The organism is Candidatus Omnitrophota bacterium (genome assembly GCA_040755155.1).
Classification (GTDB): domain Bacteria; phylum Hinthialibacterota; class Hinthialibacteria; order Hinthialibacterales; family Hinthialibacteraceae; genus JBFMBP01.
Window position 1 is genome coordinate 26,363 of sequence record JBFMBP010000039.1, and the last position, 22,458, is coordinate 48,820.

Sequence of the window (22,458 nt, forward strand, 5' to 3'; positions counted from 1 at the left end):
TATAAGGTGAACAAATAATGAACAAGAAACGCAGCGTAAGAATACCCGTAACGGAGCAAATGCTCAAGGAACTGCGCCAGAAAGCGCGGGAAAACGATATTGACGTAACCGATGCGACGCGCATTTTTTGGCGCGATTGGATTACAGGGAAGATTCATATCGGTTCTCATGCGAGATATCAGCCGCCGGTGGAAACGGCGTAAAAGGAGAAGGAACCATGCAAGAAGAATGGAAAAAGAAACAGATCAATGAATTTCGCTATCATCCGCCGACGCATAGAGCCTCAAACGATCTTAAGATTCTGGAGATTATCTACAGCAATCCGAATATTGTTCCGACACGAGAGACGGTTCAGGAACAATTCAATCTGATTGTCGATCTGCTAAATGCGGAAGAAGAGCCGGTAATTCCCGATAAATCGAATCAAACAATCTAAGCGCGGCCTGTCCGTCCATTTCTCCTTTTTTTATGCACACATTAGGAAGATTTTGCGGCGTTGCATGTTGAAGAATGGCGACAGTCAAACCAAGGGCGATTTCTTCACGCGAGGTCATAACGCATTTCCTTTCAGTCCGATTTGCCCAAGAGGAATTTCAGGATGATCTTTTCGCGATCTTTTTCCGGTATCGAGATGAAGTATTCAAGGGAGATTTCCACGATGTCGGTAACATTTAATCCTCGATACTTATTGGAAAGCATTTTCAACTTTTCCAGCAATTCGGGTTCAAGACGAAAATTTCTTTGAATTTTTGGCATAATCCTATTGACAATACAGCCCAACGTATATACGATGATATAACGACGGGGCTACACGGTAAAATACAATGAGTAGACGAGCGCAAATCAATATACGGGTTTCCCAAGAGGAAAAGAAGGCTTGGGAGCAGATTTCCCGGCAGCACGATATGCCAGTTTCGGAGATCGCCCGGCGATTTCTCAACGCAATGGCCGCTGGGAAGATCAAGACGATACCCATCGTCCCGCGTCCGCTTATGGAAATTCAAACATCGGTCTGTTTAACGAGAGATTAATTATTCGCCTAGTCATCTAAAAAAGGGAGTTACCCGTAACGGAGCAAATGCTCAAGGAACTGCGCCAGAAAGCGCGGGAAAACGATATTGACGTAACCGATGCGACGCGCATTTTTTGGCGCGATTGGATCGTAGGGAAGATTAATATCGGTTCGCACGTGAGCCGTCCAACGCCGCAGGAAACGGCGTAAAAGGAGAAGGAACCATGCAAGAAGAATGGAAAAAGAAACAGATCAATGAATTTCGCTATCATCCGCCGACGCATAGCGCCTCAAACGATCTTAAGATTCTGGAGATTATCTACAGCAATCCGAATATTGTTCCGACACGAGAGACGGTTCAGGAACAATTCAATCTGATTGTCGATCTGCTAAATGCGGAAGAAGAGCCGGTAATTCCCGATAAATCGAATCAAACAATCTAAGCGCGGCCTGTCCGTCCATTTCTCCTTTTTTTATGCACACATTAGGAAGATTTTGCGGCGTTGCATGTTGAAGAATGGCGACAGTTAAACCAAGGGCGATTTCTTCACGCGAGGTCATAACGCATTTCCTTTCAGTCCGATTTGCCTAAGAGGAATTTCAGGATGATCTTTTCACGCTCTTTTTCCGGTAAAGATAAAACGTATTCCAAGGACGCTTCGATGATATCCGTCATCGTAACGCGCTTTAGATGTTCCGCCTCATCAATCAAGCGATTTCTAATAGATGGATGCAAGCGAACGGCAATTTGTATTTTTTTCTCTTTCTTCATAAAATTGACTTGACAGTGGTATTCGTTGCATATACAATGAATACCGCAAGGAATAGACAATGAGTAGACGAGCGCAAATCAATATACGGGTTTCCCAAGAGGAAAAGAAGGCTTGGGAGCAGATTTCCCGGCAGCACGATATGCCGGTGTCGGAGATCGCCCGGCGATTTCTCAACGCAATGGCCGCTGGGAAGATCAAGACGATACCCATCGTCCCGCGTCCGCTTATGGAAATTCAAACTACAGCCTGTTTGACGAGTGAATAACTTAAGCCTAGCCATCATTCAAAAGCCGATTCGCCTTTGTGCGATAGGCGAGACGTTGGCCCAATGAAGTCCGCCCCGGCGAAAGCGGGGAGACAGCTTTGAGGGATTTAAAGATCAACATGCAAGTAGTGGAGCGCGCCTTGGGCTAGTCAAGCGCTCTAAAAGCTACCCAAGGCCACGAAAGTATGTTGATCTTTAAATCCCTCAAAGAAAGCGTGATGGAGGCCTCCAACGCAGGGATGAACGCGAAGCGAAAGAGCCTTTAAGCCATCGAAGACCCTCCAGTATGTGAGTGGAAATGAGGCTTCGTGCTATTTGGATTTTCGGACGGATAGCACCGTCAGTAACCGGACGTAAGTGATAGGCGAAACCTGCCGAGAGACTTGGTTATTGAGTGGTTTGGCGGTCCGGAGAGACGGACGAATTCAAAATTCCAATTTGGAGGAATCCATGCCATCCAAAATAGGAAAAGTACGCGGACGCGAAATTGTTTTGAACTGGCAATCCAGCAACGGGAAATTAGTTTTCACGGCCATCGACAAAAAGACCGGCATTCGATCCTTCCAGAAGTTTTCCAAGCAAGACGCCATCAATTCTTTGTTTGAGCGATTAGAATCCGCCGGTAAAGAAGCGGCGGAACTTACCCAGGGGAGCGTGCGATGACAAACGAATTTACATGTCCACTGGCGGGAATGCTGGAGACGATGACCAGCTTGCTCAACGAGATCAAGTCGAAGCAGTCCCCGACAAACCATCAACTTAATTTTACCTCCAAGCAGGCCGCCGAGATATTGGGCATCTCCGAAGCGGAACTCTCGCGGATGCGGGCGCGCAATAACGGACCGAAATTCCATATCCTGAATGAGGTTGGTTCCAAACCTCGTTATTACTACTTCTGGAAAGACCTGGAAGAGTGGCGCGAGAATACGACGCTCTTTTCCAACCTGGCCGAAGTGCAGGAAATCCGCGACGGGCGGCGAGCGGTGGAACTCCAAGTTATCAAAGAGCGCGCCGGCATCTAACCAGCCAAGAGATTTTAGCGCTTTGGCGGTAAAGAAATTTATTCAATCGTAAGGAACGTTTCAACATGAGCGATCTGATTATCAACATCGACCAGGAATCACCCTCGCGGGCGGAGAGTTCGGCGTTGACGCGCCGGGCGATGGAACTATTGGGCGGCAAGAATCTGGGGCGCCTGTTCGCCGTGAAGATCGACTCCGCCCCCGCCGTGGTCTCGGCGTGGATCAAACGGGCGAGCGGGCCGCTCTTCTGGATGCGGCGGTTTCTCATCGAACTGGAAAAAGAGGGCGGCGGCAAACTGGTGGAGGAAATCCTGATCTACCTGTGCCGCCCTTTCAATTTGCAGCCGACGCGCATCCCGGACAAGCGCCCGTCATTTCTGTCGATGCTGCGGTCGCTGGCGGCGCAGGGCAAGGAATCCGCCGACGTGCATACGATCTTCGCGGCCATCGCGGAAGACGGGAAGTTGGCCGCTTCCGAATTGCGGAAGATGCAGGCGGAGATCGAGGAGGCGATCCGGGCGGATCGGGCGCTGCTGGACCAGGTGGAGTTTTTGCGGGCCAAGGCGGAAGAGAACGGCGGCGCGATCGAGATCGAGGAGTCGCGGACGCAGCGTTGGACATAAAGAATTTTTGACGCCATGCGGATATCCGACAGATTGGACAGATTGCTTGACACGCATCCTTCTAACCGGCGCCAGCCAAACCAACCTTCGGAAATTCCTCCAATATCCTATCTCCGCATGGCGGTTTTTTCCGAAGGCCGAGCCTATCAACGGCGAATCCCGCCAAGCGATTCGCCCGGAACCGGCGCGGCTCGGCCTTCGAAAAAAATATGCGTCAAAGATTACTTGGTGGCCAATTCTTGGCTAGCGCGTGAGATGACGTCGAGATTAAGCCGATGGTTCTCTTTGACGAATAAATTTTCGCCGGGCGGGAATTCATGGTCTCTCCAATACTGTATCTCCATTCCGGCCATAACTCGCCCCGCCCGGCGGTTTCTTAACCCCCACTCTGAAAGGAAACGATCATGGCGTTCGAAAAGGCGGTAGTGTTGGCAAGGACAACCAGTTCCATCGAAAGTGTGCGATTGAGTTTGTTTTATAACCGGGTATCAAAAAATAATAAGGAGAAAAAAAATACTTACCTGAAATTCGTGATCGCGGAACGCCTGTGGAAAAAGGAATTGTCGTGGCCGGCGGGAACCAAGATCGAGGTCGAATGCGATGCCGATGATGGCAGTTTTAAGTTATCTCACGAGAACATCGGCGGCTTTAAACTATGCGTGGGTAAAAGCAATAAAGGCTCCGCGCACATCATCATCAATATCCGCTGTTTCTCCGAAAAGACCCGCCAAAAAATTCAAAAACTGCTGGGAAAAGATAAGCATGACCTGAAGTGCACAGTCCAGAAAAATATGATCTTATGCAATCTTTAAGAAAAGGAGGTTACCGAAATGGAAAACGAAGTGAAGACAAACGGCAGGCAGGCGCTGGGGCGCAATCTCAATGACATAGAAGCGGATTATCGCCCGCCGCGCGCCATCGAAGAGAAGCGTCCGGAATCGGATAAGGCGCTGGATGAGTTGCGGGGCGTGGTGAGCGCCGTGCGCGCCGTACCGAAAGCGCGCCGGACGATCATCCTGAAGATGGCGTTCCAGGCGCTGGCCTTCGACGATCCGGAAGGGGCGCTGCCGGAACGAAGCGCATGGTACGAATTCGACGCAACACGCAACGTCGAAAGGCCGAAGAACGAAGGGAAGCAGAACGCTCCGCGTCCAAGTCTATGGCGGAGAATATTTAGGAGGACGGCATGAAACGAGCCTTTCATCAAGGAATCGAATTCGAAGTCCCGGAAGACCAAGAATTAATGACCTTTGAAATCAACGGTCATCAATGCCGCGTGATTATCAAATATCCGCTCACTTCTAAAGGCATATTTACGATGACCAATCCAATGAATGTTCAGCCGTGGTTTCAGATTTTGCGTTACGGACGCTGGGAGAACGCGGACGCCAACGACGCGGCGTTGATAGCGGTGGAAGCAGTGCGGCGATTGGCGATGGAGCGGGCGCAGGCGGGGAATCTTTTGCGTCCGAAGCCGGTAAGCGAATTCGCGGAGGTCAGCTGATGGGCGGCATGGCTCACGATCTGATCGAGGCGGCGGCTTACGAAAACTTAGTTGAAGACGCCGTTGAATGCGCCGCCTGCGAGAGTACCCAATTCATCATCAACCGGCGCGAAACGGGCATCCCCTGGGTTGAGTGCTCCCATTGCGGAGCGAGATTTTTATTATCCATCCCAAACGGTAAAAACGAAAAGCGGGCCGAAGCCCGCCCGTGAAAAAGAAATCTAAGCAATTTCATTTTCCACGGGACGGGGCTGGCGGTCAAGAGGAGAAGCATTATGACGACTGGATTCTATGACATTCACGATTTCCCGTTGCAGGCGGCGTGATAGGGAGAAACGGCCATGAACGAAACCACTATTCAAAATCCCGCCTCTCAGGCGAAATTTCTGCACATTCCCATCCACAAGATCACGCCCACGCCGGATAACCCCCGCCGCTCCCGCCCGAACGATCCCCGGCTGCGGGAGTTGACAGACTCCATCCGGGCGCTGGGGGTGTTGGAACCGATTCTCGTCCGTCCCCTGCCCGCCAAGGGCGATGGTGAGTACGAGCTGCGCTCCGGGGAGCGGCGCTGGCGGGCGGCGCGGGAGGCGGGACTGACGGAGATTCCCGCCCTGGCGCGGGAGATGGACGATCTTCAGGCGCTGGCCATCACGGTGACGGAGAACTTGCAGCGGGAGGACCTGCATCCACTGGAAGAAGCCCAAGGCATCCAGTCGCTGCTGGATCACGGCTGGACGCTGGAGCAGACGGCGGCTCAGATCGGTAAATCGCCGCGCTTCACGGCGCGGCGGGCGCAGTTGAACCGCCTGACGCCGATCTGGCGGGAGTTGGCCTTCGACGAGAATGGCTCGGTATCCGCCTGGTCCGCCGCCCATCTGGAATTGATCGCGCGGCTGCCGGCGGCGATGCAGGAACAAGCGGCTTATGAGTTCGACGACCGCCAGGACGCATGGAAACGCTATACCTCCCTCAATGATCTGCGCCGCCATTTGGCGGACCAATTGCGGGCGCTGTCCCTGGCCCCCTGGAAGTTGGAGGACGAATCCCTATTCCCGGAAGCGGGCGCCTGTTCGGCCTGCGTCCAGCGCTCCGATCACCAGCCTTTATTGTTCGACGAGGAAGAATTCCAAGCCGAAGCCAAACCGGGAAAGCGCAGTTCCAAGAAACCCGGCGCGAATGTCCATTGCCTGAACGCCGTCTGCTGGAAGCGGAAGGCGCAAGCCTTCATCGCCCGGCGGGAGGAAGAACTGCGGCAGGGATACGGAAAATCGCTGATCCTGGTGGGCGACCGCCAGAATGGCGATGACGGCGACGCCTTTGTCGATCAGAAGACGCCATCCTGGAAAATCAATAAATGCAGGAAATCGGCTCCGGGCGCCCGCCCCTGCCTCTCGGTGGACGGCCCCGACGCCGGGAAATTCTTCTGGGGAACGAATACGGTCCACGGCGACGGGAATCCGCCGCGCGAACCCGGCCAGCCTTCCACCCTGGAGGAGCGCCAGGCCAAGCATCGCAAACAACGCCAACGAATCGTCGTGCAAAAGGTCATCGAACAATTGGAGAAATGGCAGGAAGAAGATTCCGATCTTCCCGCCTTCATCGGCGCCTGCGAACGCTTGGCGCTGGTCTTGACCTTCGGCACTGCCGAACGCCTCGATAACGCCTGCTACGATCATCATTACGATGCGGATGGATGTTTTCGCTCCGACGAAAATTCCTGCCGCATCTGGGACGAGTTGGAGAAGCGGAAGCAACTTCCCTTGGCGGCCCTGACCGATTCGCTTTTGCGATCCGCCTGCGCGGTTTTATTCCAACGCTTGAAGCGGGGATTGAAGAACGATTCAGAACCGCCCATCGCGGAAGCAAAGAGAGCCTGCGCCTTCTTTGGCCTCGATTTCGCGCAGTTCGAGCGGATGGCGGAAAAGAAGAAGCCGGATCCAAAGTCCTGGGAAAAAGAAGCCGAAAAGACTCAATCGGAGCAAGCGCCGGAAGATGAGCAACCGGAGCAAGCGGCGGAAACGCTGGATATGGAAGCGCCACCGGCGAAAGCGCAACTGGCGGCGGAGGACAAGCCGCCGGAATGCCTGAAGTGCATCGAACAGCGCGCCGATTACTGCACGCAAGAGGATGGCGGTTGTTGCCGCTCATGTCCCGATCCCTGCAACGGCAGGCAAAGTTGCCAGTTGGAAATGCGATCGGAGGAAACGCAAGCGCCGGCCCGCCGAGGGCGGCCCAAGAAAGGAAAAACCACCGATGAAGTTATATGAAATATCCCAGCAATACGAAGAGATCATGGCGGAACTGGAAGGGACGGAAGGCGCGCTCACCCCGGAGATTCAGCAGCGGCTGGACGCCGTGGAGGACGACCTCAAACGGAAAGTGGAGAACATCGCCTGCCTCATCCGCCAATTCCAGGCGGACGGGGAAACCTGCAAGAGCGAGAGCGAGCGGCTGACCGCCTTGCGCAAGTCGCGGGAGCGCGCCGCCGAGGGCTTGAAGGCCTACGCTCTGGGCCAGTTGCAGCGCTTGGGTCTCAAGAAGGTGGAGACGGAGTTGTTCGTCGTCTCGCGCCAGGCCAACCCCGAACGAGTGGTCATCGACGACGAGAACGAACTGCCGGGCTTGTTCTTCACGGCGAAATTGACCATGCCCTTCGTCGAACTGCCGGAAGAGCTGCGGCCTCGCGCCAACCGGGAACCCGACAAAACTCTTATCAAGAAATTTATCGAAGCCCATCCCGACGCGCCCATTCCCGGCGTCCATCTGGAAGCGGGCGAATCGCTGCGCATCCGCTAGACCAAAAAGGAGAAGAGAGATGAATATCCAATTCAAGAAAGCCGAAAAGAAAAACGCGAAAATCCGCATGGCCTTTATCGGCCCCAGCGGATCGGGGAAGACCTATTCCGCTCTGAGGGTGGCGTCGGGCATGGGCGGACGAATCGCCTTCATCGACACGGAGCGCGGGCGGGGATCGCTGTACGCGGACAAGTTCAACTACGAGTACGTGGCGATGGAGCCGCCCTATTCCCTGGAAAAGTACATTGAATACCTGAAGGCGGCGGAAGAGGCGGGCTTCAATATTCTTATTATTGATTCCTTATCTCACGCCTGGGCGGGCGAGGGCGGACTATTGGAATTCGTTGACAACGTGAAAAAATCGGGGGCTGGAAAAAATCGCAACGAATTTTCCGCATGGGCGGATGCGACTCCCAAGCAGAACCGCATGATAGATGTCCTCATGGGATCGCAATGCCATGTGCTGGCCACCATGCGGACAAAGACGGCCTACGAGATGGAGGAGAAGAACGGCAAAAAAGTACCCGTGAAGATCGGCTTGGCGCCGATTCAACGCGACGGCGTGGAATACGAATTCACTTTAGTCGCCGATCTCTCCATCGACGGCCATCTCGCCTCATTCTCCAAGGACAATACGTCGCTGTTCGACAACCAACGGCTGGTTCCAGACGAGACGATGGGCCAGAAACTGATCGGCTGGATCAACGAAACTCCGATAACGTTGAACGAAGAGTTTCAATCCGTCATTCACAGCATCCGCGAGTGGATTTGCGGCGGATTGAAAGAGGACATCGATGACGAGCGCTACGAAGACCTATGGCGGGAGATTCTTAACGGCGATTTAAACCGGCAGACGCTGACGGCCATCCGCAACAAGCCGGAGGCCTCGGCGAAGCGCTTCATGGGCTGGTATATCGAACGGAACCGGAAGCCCCAGCCGCCGGAAACGAAGGAGGAACCTCCCGCAAAGCTGCCGGAAGAGAAAGAATCTTCCGATAAAAATTTTGTGCAAATCGATACGCAGGCCGTGTTCGAGGAAATCCTCAACGATGATAATAACCAGCGGCTGATAAATGAACTTAGCGGTAATCCCTTTACTCCGATTTCCCGCGCAATGCTCTACGCATTTCTCAAGCAATTCATCCCGGAAAAGGACAGGGCTATCGCAGCCCGCAAGGCGAAAGAGAATCCGCAAGCCTTCCTGGAGAAATTCTCGGATTACATCGCCAAGGAAAGCGCCGCCGTTCAAACCGCCGATTCGCGGTTTTGAGCCGATTAAGGGCGAACTTGCGTTGAGGGAAAAGAGATGTCCATCGCCGTCGCCATAGATCGAATAAAAGATCGATTAAATAAGATCATCGAGACCGCGCCCGAAGAACTGGCAGACGCCGACCGTAGATGCGATTGCGGCGCCTGTGACGGCTATGGCCATATCATCGACGAAGATGGCAGGGCGCGTCCCTGTCCCCGCGCTCTCGGCGAATCGAGGGCGAAGGCGATGGACGCGGAGATGGGCGGCTGGGAGGACTGGCCGCCGCCGCGCCTGGCGGAGATGCGGGCGCGTCCGGGATTTCAAGAAACGAAATCCTTTCTCGCCGTCGAGTTTTTCTTGAAGCGAATCTTCGCCGGCGATCCACCCCAAGGGCTGCTTCTCTGCGGCGGCCACGGCAGGAGCAAGACGTTATCGCCCCTCGCCCTGCTGCGGGAATGCGGCGAGCGGGGGATGGGGATCGCCGCCGTGAATTTCCCGGCGCTGATCGCCCACTACAAACGGGGGATCGACGGCCAGCCGTCCATCGACCGCCTCTTCCGCAAGATCGAGGCGGCCAAGGTGGTATTTGTGGACGAATTGGGCCGCGATCCAGGCTGGGGGAACGCGGATCACGCCCGCTTCGCCCTCCAAGAGATCGTGGGGCGCTGTTATCGGCGGAGATTTCTGATTATGGCCTCCAACCTGACTAGGAACAGACTCTTCGATTCCATCTTCCCGTCGAATGTGAGCAGCCGCTTGAATCCGTGCGCCGGCTACTGCGCCGTCACGGAAGAGCCGTTCGACGGCGATTTGCGCGAGACGAGATTATGGGAGGTAAACGCCTTATGATCCCCCTCGAAATCCAGGAAGAGATCAACGAGATCGGATTGCATCCCGGCGACGAATGCGAATTTGATCCTCAATTCGTAGAGAGATTCATCGCTTTTTATTGGCGTAACTGGGCTGATGTAAATCAAAATAATAAAGATGATGATAAGAAAGAAACTATCGGATTTATCGGCATTCTCTCGTTGTTGCTTTCCCTTGTGCAGAAGCTTCGATTCAAGATCGATCAGGAAGCCTACCTGAAGATCGCCGGAGATTTCGGCCTGCCGCGCGATCTTTCCCTTTCCATAATCGAACACCTATTCTCAACCCGCAACCTTTACATCAAACGCCTGGCGGAAGACCAAGGACAGGAGTCGAAACAAGTATGAAGCGCGGCGCGATCGATCATCCCAAAACAAAACGTCTGGCCAAAATTCTAGGAATCCAGCGTTGTCATGCGATAGGCATTCTCGAAGCGCTATGGCATTTTACCGCGCAACACGCCATCCAGGGAAATGTAGGTCGGTGGAGCAATGAAGAGATCGCGGAAGGCGTTTATTGGGAGGGCGATTCCGATACGCTCTTAAACGCCCTCCTAAAATCCGGATTCGTCGATCCCCATCCCACCCATCGCCTCATCATCCATGACTGGCACGATCACGCGGACGACTCCGTTAGAAAAACGCTGAAAAATCGCAATCTAATATTTTTGACCGTTCAGGAAAAATCTGGAATGGTTCCGAATGATTCCGGCAGTTTCGCGAATGGTTCCGACTTTTCCGGAAATTTCGCGAAAAGTCCGGAAAGTTCCGATAGGGTTCCAGAAAAGTCTGGAACCCTTCCGGAAAATTCCAGCGACTCGCCGGAAGATTCCCGAAACATTCCGACCGCCTTGCCTAGCCTAGCCTTACCTGAGCCTGTGCCTGAGCCGGGGCCGATAACGCGCCCGCCCGCCCCCGCACGCGAGGACGACCCGCCGCCGCCGGATTTCTCGAAATTCCAGCAGCCCGACCTGGCGCAAGCCATCCATCGAGCCAGCCGCTGGCGGGATTGGGATCAATTCGCCAGCGAGATTTTCCGCAGCCAGGCGGAATTCCCGCCGGAGGTCTGGGCCGAGGCGGCCAAGCGCTTCATCGCCCTTCCCAAGCCGGGCACGCTGACGACGCTGCGCAAAATGTGCCAGGAGGCGCTCAGCGAGTCTCTGAGCGCTCCGCTAACCGGCAAACGCTCCTCCCGGGCAAGTCCCGAACGCCGGCCCAGCGAGTACGACCGGCGCTTCGCGGAAGCCGAAAAGTCGAAAGTCACCGGCGAAGGCGAAAGTTGGCTGGATCGGGCGATAGCCGAGGAACGGGAGAAGCAAGGATTGCATCCAGACGATGACGAAGCGATGAGGAAAATCGATGGGTGGTAACGCGGCTTCCGAGAAGCGCGGAGAGGACATCGCAAATTTATTTTTTTCGCAGAAAGGAGCGAGCGTTATGGGAGCATTCCATCGCGGCGGATTTCTCGCGGCGGCCATCGAAGAAGAACATGTTGCGCGATTCCTTAACCAGCTCGACGCAACCGGGGCCATGATCCTCTTTCCTTCGCGGGAAGAGGCGCTGGCGGCGATCGGGAAGCAGAAGCCGAAGCGGCGGCTGCGGGGATGGCGGGGAATCAAGGACTTGTTTTACTTTCAAACGCGGCAAGGCAACGAATTCTATGAGATTTTCGAGATGGTTTCGGCTTTGCTGCCTTACCCGGAATGTCAAGACTGCTGGACGGCGAGGAATCATGGAAAAAACTCAACAACGCCTGTCGATCGAGGAATACAAAGCGTTGCAAAAGGGGATCAAGCCGAATAAATACCGCGCCGTCCGCACGGAGTACGGCGGGCGGAGGTACGACTCGAAAAAGGAGGCGGCTTTCGCGGCGAAGTTGGATTTGTTGCTTCGGGCGGGAGAAATCAAGTTCTGGATTCCCCAGGTCTCCATGCCGGTGGGGGCGAATAACTCGACGCGCTACGTTGCCGATTTCCTGGTCGGCTATCCCGACGGCGGATTCCGGCTGATCGATGTGAAGGGCAAGGATACGCCCATGAGTCGTCAAAAGAGGAAAACTATCCGCGAGAACTACGGGATCGAAGTGGAGTTGCGGTGACGAAAAGCGGCTGTCGCATCATGATGAATGACGTTTATCGAGAAAGCCCCGCATTTCGCCTGTATTGCGTTTTCTCGTCCAGATATCGCCTGGGGGCGAAAAAACGCGCCAGAGGCCAAGGAAAGGCCTGAATCGAGGGCGTCCCGGAGAGGATCGGATTCGGGAGACGGCCAAGGGAGCATGAGACGAAGCATGGTGGACATGACGGTCGAGGGATTCCGCAAGGCGCTGGCCTTCGCGTCGCAGCATCGCAGCCGCGCCTTTCGCGACGGCTTCATCTACTGCCTCACCCATCCCGGCCAAGCGCCGGAGGAGAAGCCCCCGGAACTCGGCGCTGGGAACGATGAGGAATTCTTCCTAGGAATGGAGGCGGCGCAAGAAATTATGGATGGTGAAATTGTCGCTTTTGCTATTGGCGCCGAAGAGGAAGAAACTGAAAATGAGATTACCCTGGATTGCGCCCCTAAATTTTCGCAGGAGATTTCCGATCGTTTCATCTCTTTCCTGCAAGAGGGGAAGACGTTCAGAGAAGCGGCGCGCCGGACGGGCGTAAGCCGCATTTCTGTTTACGCCTGGCTCAAGAGGGGTCGCTGGGAACTCGCCGGTCCCTATCGTGATTTCTGGCGGGCGGTGAGAGAGGCGCGAAGGAATTAATCCGAAGAGTAATGAAACTATCCGCCAAACAATCACGATTTATCGAGGAATACCTCGTCGATCTTAACGCGACTCGGGCGGCGATCCGGGCGGGATATAGCCCGAAAACAGCCGAAATAATTGGATTCGAAAACCTAAGAAAACCTAAGATTCAAAAAGCAATTGAAGACGCGACAAAACAACAGTCCGAGCGGACGCAGATCAAAGCGGACGAAGTGGTTAAGGAATTAGCCCGGATCGCCTTCTCTGATATCCGTCAAGTAATCGAGTGGGACGAGAGTGGGAAAGTCACGGTTAAGCCTTCCAGTGAGATTAAGAAGGACGCCGCGCGGGGAATCGTGGAGATTACGCGGAGAGTTGCATCTGACGGAGCCGTTACCTTAAAAATTAAAATGGCAGACAAGTTGGGCGCGTTGAATTCTTTGGGGAAGCATTTGGGTATGTTTATCGAGAAGATCGAGCATTCTGGATCAGTTCAAGGCGGGGTGCTGCTGGTCCCCTCCGAGGTGGACCAGGATTCTTGGCTGAAAACCGCCGCCGAATACCAAGCGAATCTGTTGCGGAAATCCGATGAAGAGAAAGAAGCATGACGGCGTCCGAAATCGAGCGGAAAGTGATATGGTCGCCGCAGCCCGGAAGTCAAACGCTTTTTCTCACCTGCCCTATTTACGAATGCCTTTATGGCGGGACGCGGGGGCCGGGCAAAACGGACGCCGGCATCATGGACTTCGCCCAGTTCGTGGGGCGGGGATTCGGTTCGGCCTGGGTCGGTTACGTCTTCCGGCAATCCTATCCCCAACTGAAGGATATCGTCCTCAAAACCAAGAAATGGTTCCGCCGAATTTTTCCCGACGCGGCTTTCAACGAAAGCAGTTACGACTGGAAATGGCCGACGGGGGAGGAACTGGCGTTGCGCTATATGCGCAACGAGAAGGATTACTGGAATTACCACGGCCACGAGCGTCCGTGGATTTTATTTGACGAGTTGACGATGTGGGCCACATCTGAGTGCTACATGATGTCGCGATCGCTCTGCCGTTCCTCCGAGCCGGGAATGCCGCGCCATCTGCGCTCCACCTGCAATCCCTATGGGCCGGGCCACAACTGGGTCAAGGCCTACTTCGTCGATCCCGCGCCCCCGGGCGTCCCGATCCGAAACGAAAAAGGCCAATGGCGCATTTATCTGCACGGAAATATCCGGGAAAACCTGAAACTGGAAACGGCGGATCCCAATTACAAAAAGAACATCGAGACGGACACCAATCCCCATCGGCGCAAAGCCTGGCTATTCGGCTCCTGGGACATCACCATCGGCGGCATCTTCGACGATTTGTGGAATCGGGACGTCCACGTCTTGCAACCCTTTCCCATCCCCCCTTCCTGGCGCGTGGACCGCGCCTTCGACTGGGGATCTTCGAAGCCCTTTTCCGTGGGCTGGTGGGCGGAGAGCGACGGCTCGCCCGCGCCTACGGGAAGAATCTATCCCCGGGGAACGCTGATCCGCGTCGCGGAATGGTACGGAGCGGCCAAGGACGGCCAGGGAAAGGTGATTCTCAATCACGGGCTGCGCCTCAGCGCCCCCCAGATCGCAGCAGGGATCAAGGAGCGGGAAGAAGCCCTAGTAAAAGGTCTATTAAAGGAATGCCGCATCCTGGCGGGACCCGCCGATCCCTCCATCTGGGACGGCTCGGCGGGCAAGAGCATCGCGGCGCAGTTGGATGAGAACGGAGTCAAGTTCGTTCGCGGCGAATCGGCGAATCGAATTTTTCGCTGGCAGCAGGTGCGGGAGCGCCTCTTCGCCGCCTTGCAGCGCCCGATGGAGAATCCGGGCCTGTTCGTCTTCGACGCGTGCGTGGACGGCTTCCTGCGCACCTTCCCATCGGCGTTGCGCGACGAGCGCAATCCCGACGATCTGGATACGAACCAGGAAGACCATTGCTGCGACGAAGCCGGCTACCGCGTCATGGGATACACCCGGACGCGCATCATGAAAGTCAAAGGATTATAAATCAAAGGAGTTCAGATATGCCAAATCAAGCGAAATCTAAAATTGATCCCAGCGTCGTCCATCCGCACTATGCGGAATATTCGGAGCAATGGCTGTTATGCCGCGACGCCTACGCCGGAGAGAAGGCGATCAAACAGCGGGCGGGGGGAGGCGGCGCCAAGGGTTCCTGGCCGGGAGCGGCTTACCTGTTTCCGCTGAGCAGCCATGAGACGCAAGAGGAGTACGCCTATTACCGCGACCGGGCGGTATGGTACAACGCCGTTTACCGCACGGTGCAGGGTTTGCGAGGCATGATCTTCCGCCAGCCTCCCCACGCCGTCATCCCCAAAGCCATAAAGGAGCACGCCGAGGATATCACCCAGGACGGCGTCAACCTAGAGCAGTTCGCCAAGAAGGCCACTGACGAGTTGCTGATTGCCGGGCGGGGCGGCATCCTGGTGGAGTATCCCAAGATGGACGCGCCGGGGGGCGGCGAGACGATGAGCGATTTTGAGAAGGCCAACCGGCGGCCCTTCTGGAAGTTCTATCCCGCCGAAGCCATCCTCCACTGGCGGCGGGAGTGGCGGCGCAATCGCTCCATGCTGACGCGAATCGCGCTGCGGGAGACGGTGGAGGTCCAGGACGCAGCCAACGAATTCGCCGCCGTGGAGGAGGAGCGCGTCAGGATATTGGAGATCAACGGACTGGGACAATACCAGCAGCGGGTTTTCGTCTATCAGGAGAAGGAATGGGCGCTGCAGGATGGACCGATCGTCCCCCTGCGGGCGGGACAGCCCCTGGATTTCATCCCCTTCGCCTTCCTGGGTTTGGGTGATTCCGCCGCCGAGGTGGAGAGGCCGCCGCTCTACGACCTGGCGGTCACCTGCGTCATGCACTACCGCAACAGCGCCGACCTCGAAAATGGGCTGCACGTCTGCGGCGTACCCACGCCCTGGGCGGCGGGTTTCAAGGGGAATGAAAAAGGGGAATTCCAATTAGGATCAAGTGAAGCCTGGGTGACGGACGAGGTGGGAGCGACGGCGGGCTTTTTGGAATTCACCGGCCAGGGTTTGGGAGCCATCGCTCAGGCGATGGCGGTGAAGGTGGAGGCGATGGCCGCCTTGGGCAGCCGGGTCTTGGCCCCGGAGAAGCGGGCGGTGGAGACGGCGGAGACGGCGCTCTTGCATAGGACGGGGGAGAACTCCATCCTGGCGGACATCGCGGGCAACATCTCGGCGGTGATGGAGAAGTGCCTCAAATGGCACGCGCAATGGATGGGATTGAAGGAATCGGAGATCAACTATCAGTTGAACCGCGATTTCTTCCCCGCGCCTATGTCGCCGGACGAGATCCGGGCGACGCTGGAAGCATGGCAGGCGGGCGCCATCGCCTATACCGACGTGGTGCGCCTGCTCAAGCAGGGGGAGGTGCTCGATCCCGGACGCGAGCCGGACGATATACGTGCGGAGAACGATATGGAACCAAAGCTGATGGCTACAAATATTGCCAATATGCCTTTCGCAATGGGTGAATAATCGATGGTTGCCATCTTCTTGAAATCCACATTTGCGCTCAAACAATTTGAGAATGGTCTCGTAAAATCCGTCCTGACTGAAATTGATAATGGACGAGGTCAAGTTCTGCAAACGCTTTTGGAGAATGATCCAACTGGTAAGTTAGGCCGGGCGCAAAACAAGGCCGTCAATGCGTTTAAAGAGGCATCGGAGAAAACCATATCAAAGATTTTTCAGAGAATGAGCGACGAAGTACGGAACATGCTCATTGAAATGGGCGTCGCCATCGGAAAGTTTAATGCCAAAGAAATCGATAGCCTGATCGATGAAGCGGAAGGATCGATTAAGAAGATGAAATTTATGAATCGCGATGATGTTTCGGCAATCTTGACGGAACTCCCCATTGACGGTGTGAAACTGGACGCCTGGTGGGACAGACAAAAGCACGATCTGGTCGAATCGCTGGAGCGCCAAGTCCGTAAGGGACTCTACCAGGGAGAAACGACGACGCAATTGAGTAAAAGAATCCTGGACTCGATGGAAGTCGAGAAGCGCGTCGCGGAGACGCTGACTCGAACCGCCGTTACCCACGTTAAGGCAACCGTCGATAAGGAGACCTTCGAGCAGAATCCAGACATAACGGAATGGTATGTCTACGAGGCCAAACTCGATAATCGCACGACGCCGATCTGCCGGACGCTGGACGGCAAGAAATTCCGATACGACGATCCAACTGCGCCAAAGCCGCCGCAACACTTCAATTGCCGCTCGCGCATCCGCCCCGTGATTAAGTGGGAAGAATTGGGTATCGAACCGCCGGATATCCGGCGCAAGAGCGTAGGCGCAAAGAACGAGGACGGCGTCCGCAAGCGTGAAACCGTTAGCGAGGACATCGACTATGAGGCATGGCTTAAGCGGCAGCCATCGGTGTTCCAGAATGAAGTCTTGGGTCAACAACGCGCCGAGTGGTTTAGGGCGGGTAAGGTTGGACTCGCTGATATGCTCCGCTCCGACGGGCGTCTTTTGACGCTTGATGGATTGAGAGCGCAACTGGGATTATTATCGAACTCTGTTGCCTTGCAATTTGATAGAGCGGAAGATCTTTTGGCGGCGGAAATTTCCGCAAAAAACGCCGCCGAAAATGCAACGCGAAGAATGAATGAAGCGTTACAATATGAGAGTTTCTCTACTGGAAACAGGGCTTTTGCGGGAAAACTCAAGGAAGGATACAATTGGGCGACAAAATCGACAAAAAGATGGAAGAGATCGTTATCGAAAGAAGAAAAAGATGCCCTTATCGAATATAAAGCAGGATCAGAGAAGATAAATGAATATCTGCGAAAAAATAAGCGGGTACTAAATAGTTTAAAAAACGATAAAAATCTTGCTAAAAAAGTTCAAGATTACATCAAGTCATTAAATGATGCGATCAAACGTTCTAAAGTTGAAAAGGATATTACGCTTTATCGCGGTCTCAATCCTGAATCGATGGGGATAAAGAAGAAATCTTATAAAGGATTGATCTATACTGATCCTGCATTTGCATCTTCTTCGTTAAGCAAGGTAACTGCGGAAACTTATGGCCAGAATTTTACGATGGAAATCAGAGTCAATAAGGGAGAAAGCGGAGCGTGGATGGAACATCAATTAAAAAAGGAGCAAGTTTTTTCGCACGATTATGAATTTTTATTGCCGAAAGGGTCTAAATTTCGTATAATTGACGATATCGTCGATAAAAGGTCAGGAGCAAGAAAATGGATCGTAGAACTCCTATAATGCGGAATAGAATTCCAGATAGAATTCCAGATAGAATTCCAGAAGACCGGGAAAATCGTTTTGTTGTCAAAATCAGCGATTTGATTTTCGATGGCGAGCCATCGGACGAGGAACCTCGTGTTGTACTAAATATCGATCCTGATCCGAGTGATATCGAAGCATGGAAAGATAAATATAATATCAAATAAAAACAGGGATGCTCACAGATAGTCCCGCTTTTCGCCCGCATCGCTCCGCCAAGCCATGCGGGCTTTTTATTGTTGAGTTACACTATTTTTTTCAACAGGAGTGTTAAGCTGGCCAGCTTAACACTTTTTTTTGAAAATTTTTTCGTAGAATTAACCCATTGATTTCAAGTGGCTTAGCGTAGGAAGAATTATCGCGGGCCGCTTTTCTATTCTCTCTCCAAAAATCACTGCCTCAAATTCGTCTATTATTCTCCGCGAAAATCAAACGTCATTACACGGGAAAAAATTAGGAGAAGAGACGATGCCGGAAGAGCCGAACCAGAACCAACAAAAACCCTTTAACCTACAAGAAGCGCTGAGCGATCCCACAGCCAAAACAGCCATGAACTCATGGCTAATCAGCGAGACCAAAACGCTGCGCGCCGAACTAGAGCGGCTTAAGCAATTCCAACAGCGCTATGCCGTGGGCCAGGACGAGAATACGGGCGAAACCGTATTCCTCGATCCTGACGAGGCGCGGCAAGTGCTGGAACAGCGTAAGCAATTCATCGGGAAATCCGGCGGGAATGAGAAAAAGGGAAATGCGGCGCTTGATAGCGAAGAGTTGCAAAAAGCGCTTAAAGCGCAGGAAGAGGAATTCAACAAAAAATATACAGCGCAATTCGATCCGTTGAAAAAGCAGTTGGAAGCGGAGCGTGGAATTATCCGCCAACTGCTGGTGGACAATCAACTGAAGACGGTCATGGCCGGGCGTGTTAAGAAGGAACTGCTCAAAGGAGCGGAATCGATCCTGCGTCCTCACTTCGCCGTCATCGAGGAAGGCGACAATCGCATCGCCGTGGTTCTGGGCGAGGATGGCAAGTCGCGATACGGCGCGCATGGACGGATGACCATCGAGGAATTTTTTAACGAATGGGCGCAGACGGATGAAGGCAAGGCCTACATCCTAGCCCCTGAGAATGGGGGCGGGGGCGACGGACAGTCCAATCGAGGAGGCTCCAATGGGGGAGCCTACATAGTCAACAACCGAACGATCACTACCAAAAGCAATCTAAAGACAACGAAGGATCGATCTGCCTTCGTGCATCAATTCGGGGCGGATGCCTATCACAATCTGCCGGCATAATAAGAGAATCAGGAGAATACGATCATGGCCATTGGAAAAGCTTCGGATTTTAAAATCAAGGACGAGGAATTCTTTGCAGGAATGAACGAAACGGTGTCGCAATTCGCCGATGTCTTCAACGCCCGCTCCAATAACTGCATTCGACTCATTCCCAAGTTAATCAAAGGCGATTACGAGAAGGAAGCCTTCATCAAGTCCGTCTCCGGCCTCATCGCCCGACGTGATACGACTACCGTATCCAGCCTCACCGATACCAAATTGACGCATGACGAAATCGTGGGGGTGAAGTTAAATCGGACTATTGGCCCTGTCGGCCAAACGTTGGACGCCTTCAAAAAACTGGGTCTGGACGAATCGGAGTTTTCCATGGCCTTGGGCGAGCAGATCGGCGAGGCCGTGGCGTTGAATATGGTCAATACAGGGCTATATGGTTGTATCGGGGCGTTGAAAAAGACCACCAGCGGCGCGAATCAGACCTCCTATCAGCCCTACAATAAGACTGTTGGCTCCGCGCGAACCACGACTCCAGCCAATCTGACGCAAGCGCTTTTTCTGATGGGCGACGCCCAGAACAAAGTCCTTGCTTGGGTCATGCACTCGACGACGGCTAAAGACTTAGGCTTGCAGGCGATTACCGACAAGGTGGACTCACTCTACGGCATTTACGTCATCCAGGGCGATTTTGCTCGTACTCTGGGTCGTCCCATCATTATTACCGACTCCCCGGCGCTGGTGACGGCGGGCGTCGGCTCCTCGCTGGAGAGCTACGACGGCTATCACATCCTGGGATTGACGGAAGACGCCATCGTAGTCGCGCAATCTGAAGAGCAAACGATCGTATCGCAAACGATCACTGGTTTGGCGAATTTGGTTCTTCGTCTCCAGGGAGAATATGCGTTCAACTTGCGTATCAAGGGATTCGCCTATGGAACCGGCGGCGTTAATCCCACCGACGCCACCCTCGCGGCTGCCGCCAACTGGTCGATTGTCGCTTCCAGCAAGAAGGGCTGCGCCGGCGTTCATCTGTACGTGCGAGCGGCCTAAACCATAAGGCGAAAGGGGCGGGATATATGTACGTTCACATCGTAACGACGGATATGGGATGGGGCGGCGCCCTAATGGATGGGATCGGCAAGGCGTTGGCTGAGAATGGCCATTCCATCGGCTGGCGGGCGCATGGTCCCTATACCCATGTGGAGGAGAAATGCGATGCCATTATCACTATTGGCATGGCGCCGGTGACGATGGGGCTGATCGAAGACTGCAAGCGGAAGAACGTGCAACTCTTTCTCATCACCGACGGCTTTCTCAAGCGGCATGGCGACCGGTTGACGGAGCGCTATTGGGCTGTGGGCCGCAATAGTTTTCATGCTTATGGGCGTCCGGTGGATTTCCTGGTTCCCGGCGACCGCTGGGAACGGCTGGGAGTGGAGATGCAGCCTTGGCGCAACGAAGGCAAGTACATCCTGGTCGCCCATCAGTATACCTCCGTGCCTCTGTACAACATCGACAAGCGGCCCTATTTCGAACGGGCTTACGAAGAGATTCGGAAATACACGGACCGGCCATTCAAAATCCGCAAACATCCCCTGGACAAGGGACGCACGGCGACGCCGGAAGGCTTCGCCGAGTCGTTCTCGGTGGGAGAACAGGCGGAATCCTTCGAGGAGGCGCTGCGGGACGCCTGGTGCGTACTCACCTACGACAGCAACGCGGCGCTGGAAGCGATTCTGCGCGGCGTCCCCGCCTTCACGCTGGGCAAGTGCCTGGCCGATCCCGCCGCCAATAAGGATTTGAGCCGCATCGAGAATCCGCTGCGTCCAGACCGCCAGCAGTGGGCGCATTGGATCGCTTACGCCCAATGGAGCGGGGCGGAACTGCGCGATTACGCCGCCTGGCGCGTCCTCTTGGATAATGAATACCAGCGGGTAGACGAACCCGCCCATGAAAACGATCTTCGTCGTTCTGCTTCTCCTCCCGGCGCAATGGATGGACAGGCGCTTCCCGCGGCTCCTGTCCATCCCCAAGCCGACACGGCAAAATCGAATAAAAAAACGGCGAATAAATCCCCGCGACCGGCTAAAACAGCCGCCGCGTAATGAGGCTAAATCATGGCGACTACTCCTCCGAATGGCAATCTGAGCAATATTGGCAATAGCGCCATCTATATGACCGTGGACGGCGAATTTGTGGGGTTATGTCTGCCGACAACAGAGTTTGAGGCGGGAATCGAAACATCCCCTGTGCAATTCGGAAGCGATACGGCTCCGCGCGGGGAGAAGGTCAACAAGCAGTCGATCACGCTCAACTTCACCTTGGCCGAAGTCACCAACGCCAATTTCAAGCGCTATCTGGGCAACTTCGCCGAGATCGACGGCTCCAACCTTTACTACGGCGACAAGAAGGGACAGTTCCTGCCGCTGGTGGAAGTGAAACTCTATCCGCTGCATCCAGACGGCCATCCTTGGGCGGGACAAGTCTTCACGCTGCATCAATGCACGATCAAGCCCAACGGCTCTTTCACGTGGGATCCCACCGACGACAATTACGAGGGCTTTCCTATCACGATTACAGTGATGAAGGACTCTACGCAGACAGCGGGCCGGGAGTTCTTCTCCGTGGCTCCCGCCGATGCGGTTGCGCCTACCGTCTCCAGCACCACGCCAACCAACGGCGCAACCAGCGTAGCCATTGACGCCGACATCGTCATCAACTTCAGCAAGGCGATGGGAGACGGAACCATCGGCGACGCCTCCATTCTAATTACTACGACGGGAAAGACGGGAACGGCGTTCAACGAGCATGTCGATCCGACAAGTTATACGCTGAATACGGCGCGGACACAGCTAACCATCGCGCATGGGGATTTGACGGCGGGAACGGAATATCAGGTCATCCTGGGTACCAATCTCTGCTCCGCCGGCGGCGTGGGCTTGGCCGCTCCTTATGTCTTCACCTTTACCACGGCGGCATAAAACCATGTTGGGAGAGGAAAT

General features: G+C 54.5%; 33 protein-coding genes. 31 read left to right on the plus strand and 2 right to left on the minus strand.

Annotated features, from left to right (window positions below; genetic code table 11):
- The first annotated feature begins 17 nt into the window (after positions 1-17).
- The 5 genes from AB1656_04920 (at position 18) to AB1656_04940 (ending at position 1,455) form a co-directional block, all read left to right on the plus strand.
- A complete protein-coding gene (locus AB1656_04920) occupies positions 18-203 on the plus strand; it encodes a hypothetical protein (GenBank protein ID MEW6234709.1) in 186 nt (61 codons plus the stop codon).
- 14 nt (positions 204-217) lie between these two features.
- Positions 218-436, plus strand: coding sequence for a hypothetical protein (locus tag AB1656_04925; protein ID MEW6234710.1), 219 nt, complete (start codon positions 218-220; stop codon positions 434-436).
- A 388-nt stretch (positions 437-824) separates the two neighbouring features.
- The gene (locus tag AB1656_04930) at positions 825-1,031 is read left to right on the plus strand and encodes a hypothetical protein (GenBank protein ID MEW6234711.1); all 207 of its coding nucleotides are present in this window, start codon (positions 825-827) and stop codon (positions 1,029-1,031) included.
- A 47-nt stretch (positions 1,032-1,078) separates the two neighbouring features.
- A complete protein-coding gene (locus AB1656_04935; protein MEW6234712.1) occupies positions 1,079-1,222 on the plus strand; it encodes a hypothetical protein in 144 nt (47 codons plus the stop codon).
- A 14-nt stretch (positions 1,223-1,236) separates the two neighbouring features.
- A complete protein-coding gene (locus AB1656_04940) occupies positions 1,237-1,455 on the plus strand; it encodes a hypothetical protein (GenBank protein MEW6234713.1) in 219 nt (72 codons plus the stop codon).
- Positions 1,456-1,586: 131 nt separating this feature from the next.
- Here the strand turns inward: AB1656_04940 and AB1656_04945 are convergent, their stop codons facing one another.
- Positions 1,587-1,784 carry a hypothetical protein gene (locus AB1656_04945; GenBank protein ID MEW6234714.1) on the minus strand — a complete coding sequence of 66 codons (198 nt, stop codon included), beginning with the start codon at positions 1,782-1,784 and terminating at the stop codon, positions 1,587-1,589.
- Positions 1,785-1,843: 59 nt separating this feature from the next.
- Here AB1656_04945 and AB1656_04950 point away from each other — a divergent pair, with 59 nt between their 5' ends.
- The 4 genes from AB1656_04950 to AB1656_04965 all read left to right on the plus strand — a co-directional run bounded on the left by AB1656_04950 (position 1,844) and on the right by AB1656_04965 (position 3,695).
- Positions 1,844-2,050: a hypothetical protein gene (locus AB1656_04950; protein MEW6234715.1), complete on the plus strand. Its 207-nt coding sequence runs from the start codon at positions 1,844-1,846 to the stop codon at positions 2,048-2,050.
- 450 nt (positions 2,051-2,500) lie between these two features.
- Positions 2,501-2,713, plus strand: a complete 213-nt coding sequence (locus AB1656_04955) for a hypothetical protein (protein ID MEW6234716.1) — start codon at positions 2,501-2,503, stop codon at positions 2,711-2,713.
- Positions 2,710-3,072 carry a helix-turn-helix domain-containing protein gene (locus AB1656_04960; GenBank protein MEW6234717.1) on the plus strand — a complete coding sequence of 121 codons (363 nt, stop codon included), beginning with the start codon at positions 2,710-2,712 and terminating at the stop codon, positions 3,070-3,072. The genes AB1656_04955 and AB1656_04960 overlap by 4 nt, the downstream gene beginning before the upstream one ends.
- A 65-nt stretch (positions 3,073-3,137) precedes the next feature.
- A complete protein-coding gene (locus AB1656_04965) occupies positions 3,138-3,695 on the plus strand; it encodes a hypothetical protein (protein ID MEW6234718.1) in 558 nt (185 codons plus the stop codon).
- A 221-nt stretch (positions 3,696-3,916) separates the two neighbouring features.
- On the opposite strand, the gene AB1656_04970 is transcribed toward AB1656_04965, so the two are convergent.
- Positions 3,917-4,048 (minus strand): hypothetical protein, encoded by a 132-nt coding sequence (locus AB1656_04970; GenBank protein ID MEW6234719.1) that lies wholly within the window; start codon positions 4,046-4,048, stop codon positions 3,917-3,919.
- Positions 4,049-4,099: 51 nt separating this feature from the next.
- On the opposite strand from AB1656_04970, the gene AB1656_04975 reads away from it, so the two are divergent.
- The 22 genes from AB1656_04975 (at position 4,100) to AB1656_05080 (ending at position 22,437) form a co-directional block, all read left to right on the plus strand.
- Positions 4,100-4,507: a hypothetical protein gene (locus AB1656_04975; GenBank protein MEW6234720.1), complete on the plus strand. Its 408-nt coding sequence runs from the start codon at positions 4,100-4,102 to the stop codon at positions 4,505-4,507.
- Between the two features lie 18 nt (positions 4,508-4,525).
- On the plus strand, positions 4,526-4,885 hold the full coding sequence (locus AB1656_04980; GenBank protein MEW6234721.1) for a hypothetical protein: 360 nt from the start codon (positions 4,526-4,528) through the stop codon (positions 4,883-4,885).
- Complete coding sequence (locus AB1656_04985) at positions 4,882-5,199, plus strand: hypothetical protein (GenBank protein MEW6234722.1); 318 nt, start codon at positions 4,882-4,884, stop codon at positions 5,197-5,199. The genes AB1656_04980 and AB1656_04985 overlap by 4 nt, the downstream gene beginning before the upstream one ends.
- Positions 5,199-5,411, plus strand: coding sequence for a hypothetical protein (locus AB1656_04990; GenBank protein ID MEW6234723.1), 213 nt, complete (start codon positions 5,199-5,201; stop codon positions 5,409-5,411). Before AB1656_04985 ends, AB1656_04990 begins: the two co-directional genes overlap by 1 nt.
- A 129-nt stretch (positions 5,412-5,540) precedes the next feature.
- Positions 5,541-7,469, plus strand: a complete 1,929-nt coding sequence (locus AB1656_04995; GenBank protein MEW6234724.1) for a ParB/RepB/Spo0J family partition protein — start codon at positions 5,541-5,543, stop codon at positions 7,467-7,469.
- Positions 7,456-7,998, plus strand: a complete 543-nt coding sequence (locus AB1656_05000) for a siphovirus Gp157 family protein (protein MEW6234725.1) — start codon at positions 7,456-7,458, stop codon at positions 7,996-7,998. The genes AB1656_04995 and AB1656_05000 overlap by 14 nt, the downstream gene beginning before the upstream one ends.
- 19 nt (positions 7,999-8,017) lie before the next feature.
- On the plus strand, positions 8,018-9,268 hold the full coding sequence (locus tag AB1656_05005; GenBank protein MEW6234726.1) for an ATP-binding protein: 1,251 nt from the start codon (positions 8,018-8,020) through the stop codon (positions 9,266-9,268).
- A gap of 36 nt (positions 9,269-9,304) precedes the next feature.
- Positions 9,305-10,099: an ATP-binding protein gene (locus AB1656_05010; protein MEW6234727.1), complete on the plus strand. Its 795-nt coding sequence runs from the start codon at positions 9,305-9,307 to the stop codon at positions 10,097-10,099.
- Positions 10,078-10,467: a hypothetical protein gene (locus AB1656_05015; GenBank protein ID MEW6234728.1), complete on the plus strand. Its 390-nt coding sequence runs from the start codon at positions 10,078-10,080 to the stop codon at positions 10,465-10,467. Before AB1656_05010 ends, AB1656_05015 begins: the two co-directional genes overlap by 22 nt.
- On the plus strand, positions 10,464-11,489 hold the full coding sequence (locus AB1656_05020) for a hypothetical protein (protein MEW6234729.1): 1,026 nt from the start codon (positions 10,464-10,466) through the stop codon (positions 11,487-11,489). Before AB1656_05015 ends, AB1656_05020 begins: the two co-directional genes overlap by 4 nt.
- Before the next feature lie 67 nt (positions 11,490-11,556).
- Positions 11,557-11,922, plus strand: coding sequence for a hypothetical protein (locus tag AB1656_05025; GenBank protein MEW6234730.1), 366 nt, complete (start codon positions 11,557-11,559; stop codon positions 11,920-11,922).
- The gene (locus AB1656_05030) at positions 11,852-12,217 is read left to right on the plus strand and encodes a DUF1064 domain-containing protein (GenBank protein ID MEW6234731.1); all 366 of its coding nucleotides are present in this window, start codon (positions 11,852-11,854) and stop codon (positions 12,215-12,217) included. Before AB1656_05025 ends, AB1656_05030 begins: the two co-directional genes overlap by 71 nt.
- A gap of 180 nt (positions 12,218-12,397) precedes the next feature.
- The gene (locus AB1656_05035) at positions 12,398-12,871 is read left to right on the plus strand and encodes a helix-turn-helix domain-containing protein (GenBank protein MEW6234732.1); all 474 of its coding nucleotides are present in this window, start codon (positions 12,398-12,400) and stop codon (positions 12,869-12,871) included.
- Between the two features lie 11 nt (positions 12,872-12,882).
- Positions 12,883-13,461 (plus strand): terminase small subunit, encoded by a 579-nt coding sequence (locus AB1656_05040; protein MEW6234733.1) that lies wholly within the window; start codon positions 12,883-12,885, stop codon positions 13,459-13,461.
- The gene (locus AB1656_05045; protein ID MEW6234734.1) at positions 13,458-14,879 is read left to right on the plus strand and encodes a terminase; all 1,422 of its coding nucleotides are present in this window, start codon (positions 13,458-13,460) and stop codon (positions 14,877-14,879) included. The genes AB1656_05040 and AB1656_05045 overlap by 4 nt, the downstream gene beginning before the upstream one ends.
- A gap of 17 nt (positions 14,880-14,896) precedes the next feature.
- Positions 14,897-16,393, plus strand: coding sequence for a DUF4055 domain-containing protein (locus AB1656_05050; GenBank protein MEW6234735.1), 1,497 nt, complete (start codon positions 14,897-14,899; stop codon positions 16,391-16,393).
- A 3-nt stretch (positions 16,394-16,396) separates the two neighbouring features.
- Positions 16,397-18,148 carry an ADP-ribosyltransferase gene (locus AB1656_05055; GenBank protein ID MEW6234736.1) on the plus strand — a complete coding sequence of 584 codons (1,752 nt, stop codon included), beginning with the start codon at positions 16,397-16,399 and terminating at the stop codon, positions 18,146-18,148.
- Positions 18,127-18,336, plus strand: coding sequence for a hypothetical protein (locus tag AB1656_05060; protein MEW6234737.1), 210 nt, complete (start codon positions 18,127-18,129; stop codon positions 18,334-18,336). The genes AB1656_05055 and AB1656_05060 overlap by 22 nt, the downstream gene beginning before the upstream one ends.
- Positions 18,337-18,637: 301 nt before the next feature.
- Entirely contained in the window at positions 18,638-19,462 is an 825-nt protein-coding gene (locus tag AB1656_05065; protein ID MEW6234738.1) for a hypothetical protein, read from the plus strand.
- Between the two features lie 24 nt (positions 19,463-19,486).
- Positions 19,487-20,506: a major capsid protein gene (locus tag AB1656_05070; GenBank protein ID MEW6234739.1), complete on the plus strand. Its 1,020-nt coding sequence runs from the start codon at positions 19,487-19,489 to the stop codon at positions 20,504-20,506.
- A gap of 26 nt (positions 20,507-20,532) precedes the next feature.
- Complete coding sequence (locus tag AB1656_05075) at positions 20,533-21,561, plus strand: hypothetical protein (GenBank protein MEW6234740.1); 1,029 nt, start codon at positions 20,533-20,535, stop codon at positions 21,559-21,561.
- 12 nt (positions 21,562-21,573) lie between these two features.
- Positions 21,574-22,437, plus strand: a complete 864-nt coding sequence (locus AB1656_05080) for an Ig-like domain-containing protein (GenBank protein MEW6234741.1) — start codon at positions 21,574-21,576, stop codon at positions 22,435-22,437.
- Positions 22,438-22,458: the final 21 nt, after the last annotated feature.

Bases quoted from the DNA above. Each gene is read 5' to 3' on its own strand.
- AB1656_04935 (MEW6234712.1), top strand. From the start codon at position 1,079: ATGCTCAAGGAACTGCGCCAGAAAGCGCGGGAAAACGATATTGACGTA.
- AB1656_04940 (MEW6234713.1), top strand. From the start codon at position 1,237: ATGCAAGAAGAATGGAAAAAGAAACAGATCAATGAATTTCGCTATCAT.
- AB1656_04920 (MEW6234709.1), top strand. From the start codon at position 18: ATGAACAAGAAACGCAGCGTAAGAATACCCGTAACGGAGCAAATGCTC.
- AB1656_04970 (MEW6234719.1), bottom strand. From the start codon at position 4,048: ATGGCCGGAATGGAGATACAGTATTGGAGAGACCATGAATTCCCGCCC.
- AB1656_04955 (MEW6234716.1), top strand. From the start codon at position 2,501: ATGCCATCCAAAATAGGAAAAGTACGCGGACGCGAAATTGTTTTGAAC.
- AB1656_05075 (MEW6234740.1), top strand. From the start codon at position 20,533: ATGTACGTTCACATCGTAACGACGGATATGGGATGGGGCGGCGCCCTA.
- AB1656_04945 (MEW6234714.1), bottom strand. From the start codon at position 1,784: ATGAAGAAAGAGAAAAAAATACAAATTGCCGTTCGCTTGCATCCATCT.
- AB1656_05030 (MEW6234731.1), top strand. From the start codon at position 11,852: ATGGAAAAAACTCAACAACGCCTGTCGATCGAGGAATACAAAGCGTTG.
- AB1656_04960 (MEW6234717.1), top strand. From the start codon at position 2,710: ATGACAAACGAATTTACATGTCCACTGGCGGGAATGCTGGAGACGATG.
- AB1656_05060 (MEW6234737.1), top strand. From the start codon at position 18,127: ATGGATCGTAGAACTCCTATAATGCGGAATAGAATTCCAGATAGAATT.
- AB1656_05015 (MEW6234728.1), top strand. From the start codon at position 10,078: ATGGGAGGTAAACGCCTTATGATCCCCCTCGAAATCCAGGAAGAGATC.
- AB1656_05010 (MEW6234727.1), top strand. From the start codon at position 9,305: ATGTCCATCGCCGTCGCCATAGATCGAATAAAAGATCGATTAAATAAG.
- AB1656_04965 (MEW6234718.1), top strand. From the start codon at position 3,138: ATGAGCGATCTGATTATCAACATCGACCAGGAATCACCCTCGCGGGCG.
- AB1656_05070 (MEW6234739.1), top strand. From the start codon at position 19,487: ATGGCCATTGGAAAAGCTTCGGATTTTAAAATCAAGGACGAGGAATTC.
- AB1656_04925 (MEW6234710.1), top strand. From the start codon at position 218: ATGCAAGAAGAATGGAAAAAGAAACAGATCAATGAATTTCGCTATCAT.
- AB1656_05065 (MEW6234738.1), top strand. From the start codon at position 18,638: ATGCCGGAAGAGCCGAACCAGAACCAACAAAAACCCTTTAACCTACAA.
- AB1656_05025 (MEW6234730.1), top strand. From the start codon at position 11,557: ATGGGAGCATTCCATCGCGGCGGATTTCTCGCGGCGGCCATCGAAGAA.
- AB1656_04975 (MEW6234720.1), top strand. From the start codon at position 4,100: ATGGCGTTCGAAAAGGCGGTAGTGTTGGCAAGGACAACCAGTTCCATC.
- AB1656_05045 (MEW6234734.1), top strand. From the start codon at position 13,458: ATGACGGCGTCCGAAATCGAGCGGAAAGTGATATGGTCGCCGCAGCCC.
- AB1656_05000 (MEW6234725.1), top strand. From the start codon at position 7,456: ATGAAGTTATATGAAATATCCCAGCAATACGAAGAGATCATGGCGGAA.
- AB1656_04950 (MEW6234715.1), top strand. From the start codon at position 1,844: ATGAGTAGACGAGCGCAAATCAATATACGGGTTTCCCAAGAGGAAAAG.
- AB1656_04995 (MEW6234724.1), top strand. From the start codon at position 5,541: ATGAACGAAACCACTATTCAAAATCCCGCCTCTCAGGCGAAATTTCTG.
- AB1656_05055 (MEW6234736.1), top strand. From the start codon at position 16,397: ATGGTTGCCATCTTCTTGAAATCCACATTTGCGCTCAAACAATTTGAG.
- AB1656_05040 (MEW6234733.1), top strand. From the start codon at position 12,883: ATGAAACTATCCGCCAAACAATCACGATTTATCGAGGAATACCTCGTC.
- AB1656_04990 (MEW6234723.1), top strand. From the start codon at position 5,199: ATGGGCGGCATGGCTCACGATCTGATCGAGGCGGCGGCTTACGAAAAC.
- AB1656_04980 (MEW6234721.1), top strand. From the start codon at position 4,526: ATGGAAAACGAAGTGAAGACAAACGGCAGGCAGGCGCTGGGGCGCAAT.
- AB1656_04985 (MEW6234722.1), top strand. From the start codon at position 4,882: ATGAAACGAGCCTTTCATCAAGGAATCGAATTCGAAGTCCCGGAAGAC.
- AB1656_05020 (MEW6234729.1), top strand. From the start codon at position 10,464: ATGAAGCGCGGCGCGATCGATCATCCCAAAACAAAACGTCTGGCCAAA.
- AB1656_05035 (MEW6234732.1), top strand. From the start codon at position 12,398: ATGAGACGAAGCATGGTGGACATGACGGTCGAGGGATTCCGCAAGGCG.
- AB1656_04930 (MEW6234711.1), top strand. From the start codon at position 825: ATGAGTAGACGAGCGCAAATCAATATACGGGTTTCCCAAGAGGAAAAG.
- AB1656_05080 (MEW6234741.1), top strand. From the start codon at position 21,574: ATGGCGACTACTCCTCCGAATGGCAATCTGAGCAATATTGGCAATAGC.
- AB1656_05005 (MEW6234726.1), top strand. From the start codon at position 8,018: ATGAATATCCAATTCAAGAAAGCCGAAAAGAAAAACGCGAAAATCCGC.
- AB1656_05050 (MEW6234735.1), top strand. From the start codon at position 14,897: ATGCCAAATCAAGCGAAATCTAAAATTGATCCCAGCGTCGTCCATCCG.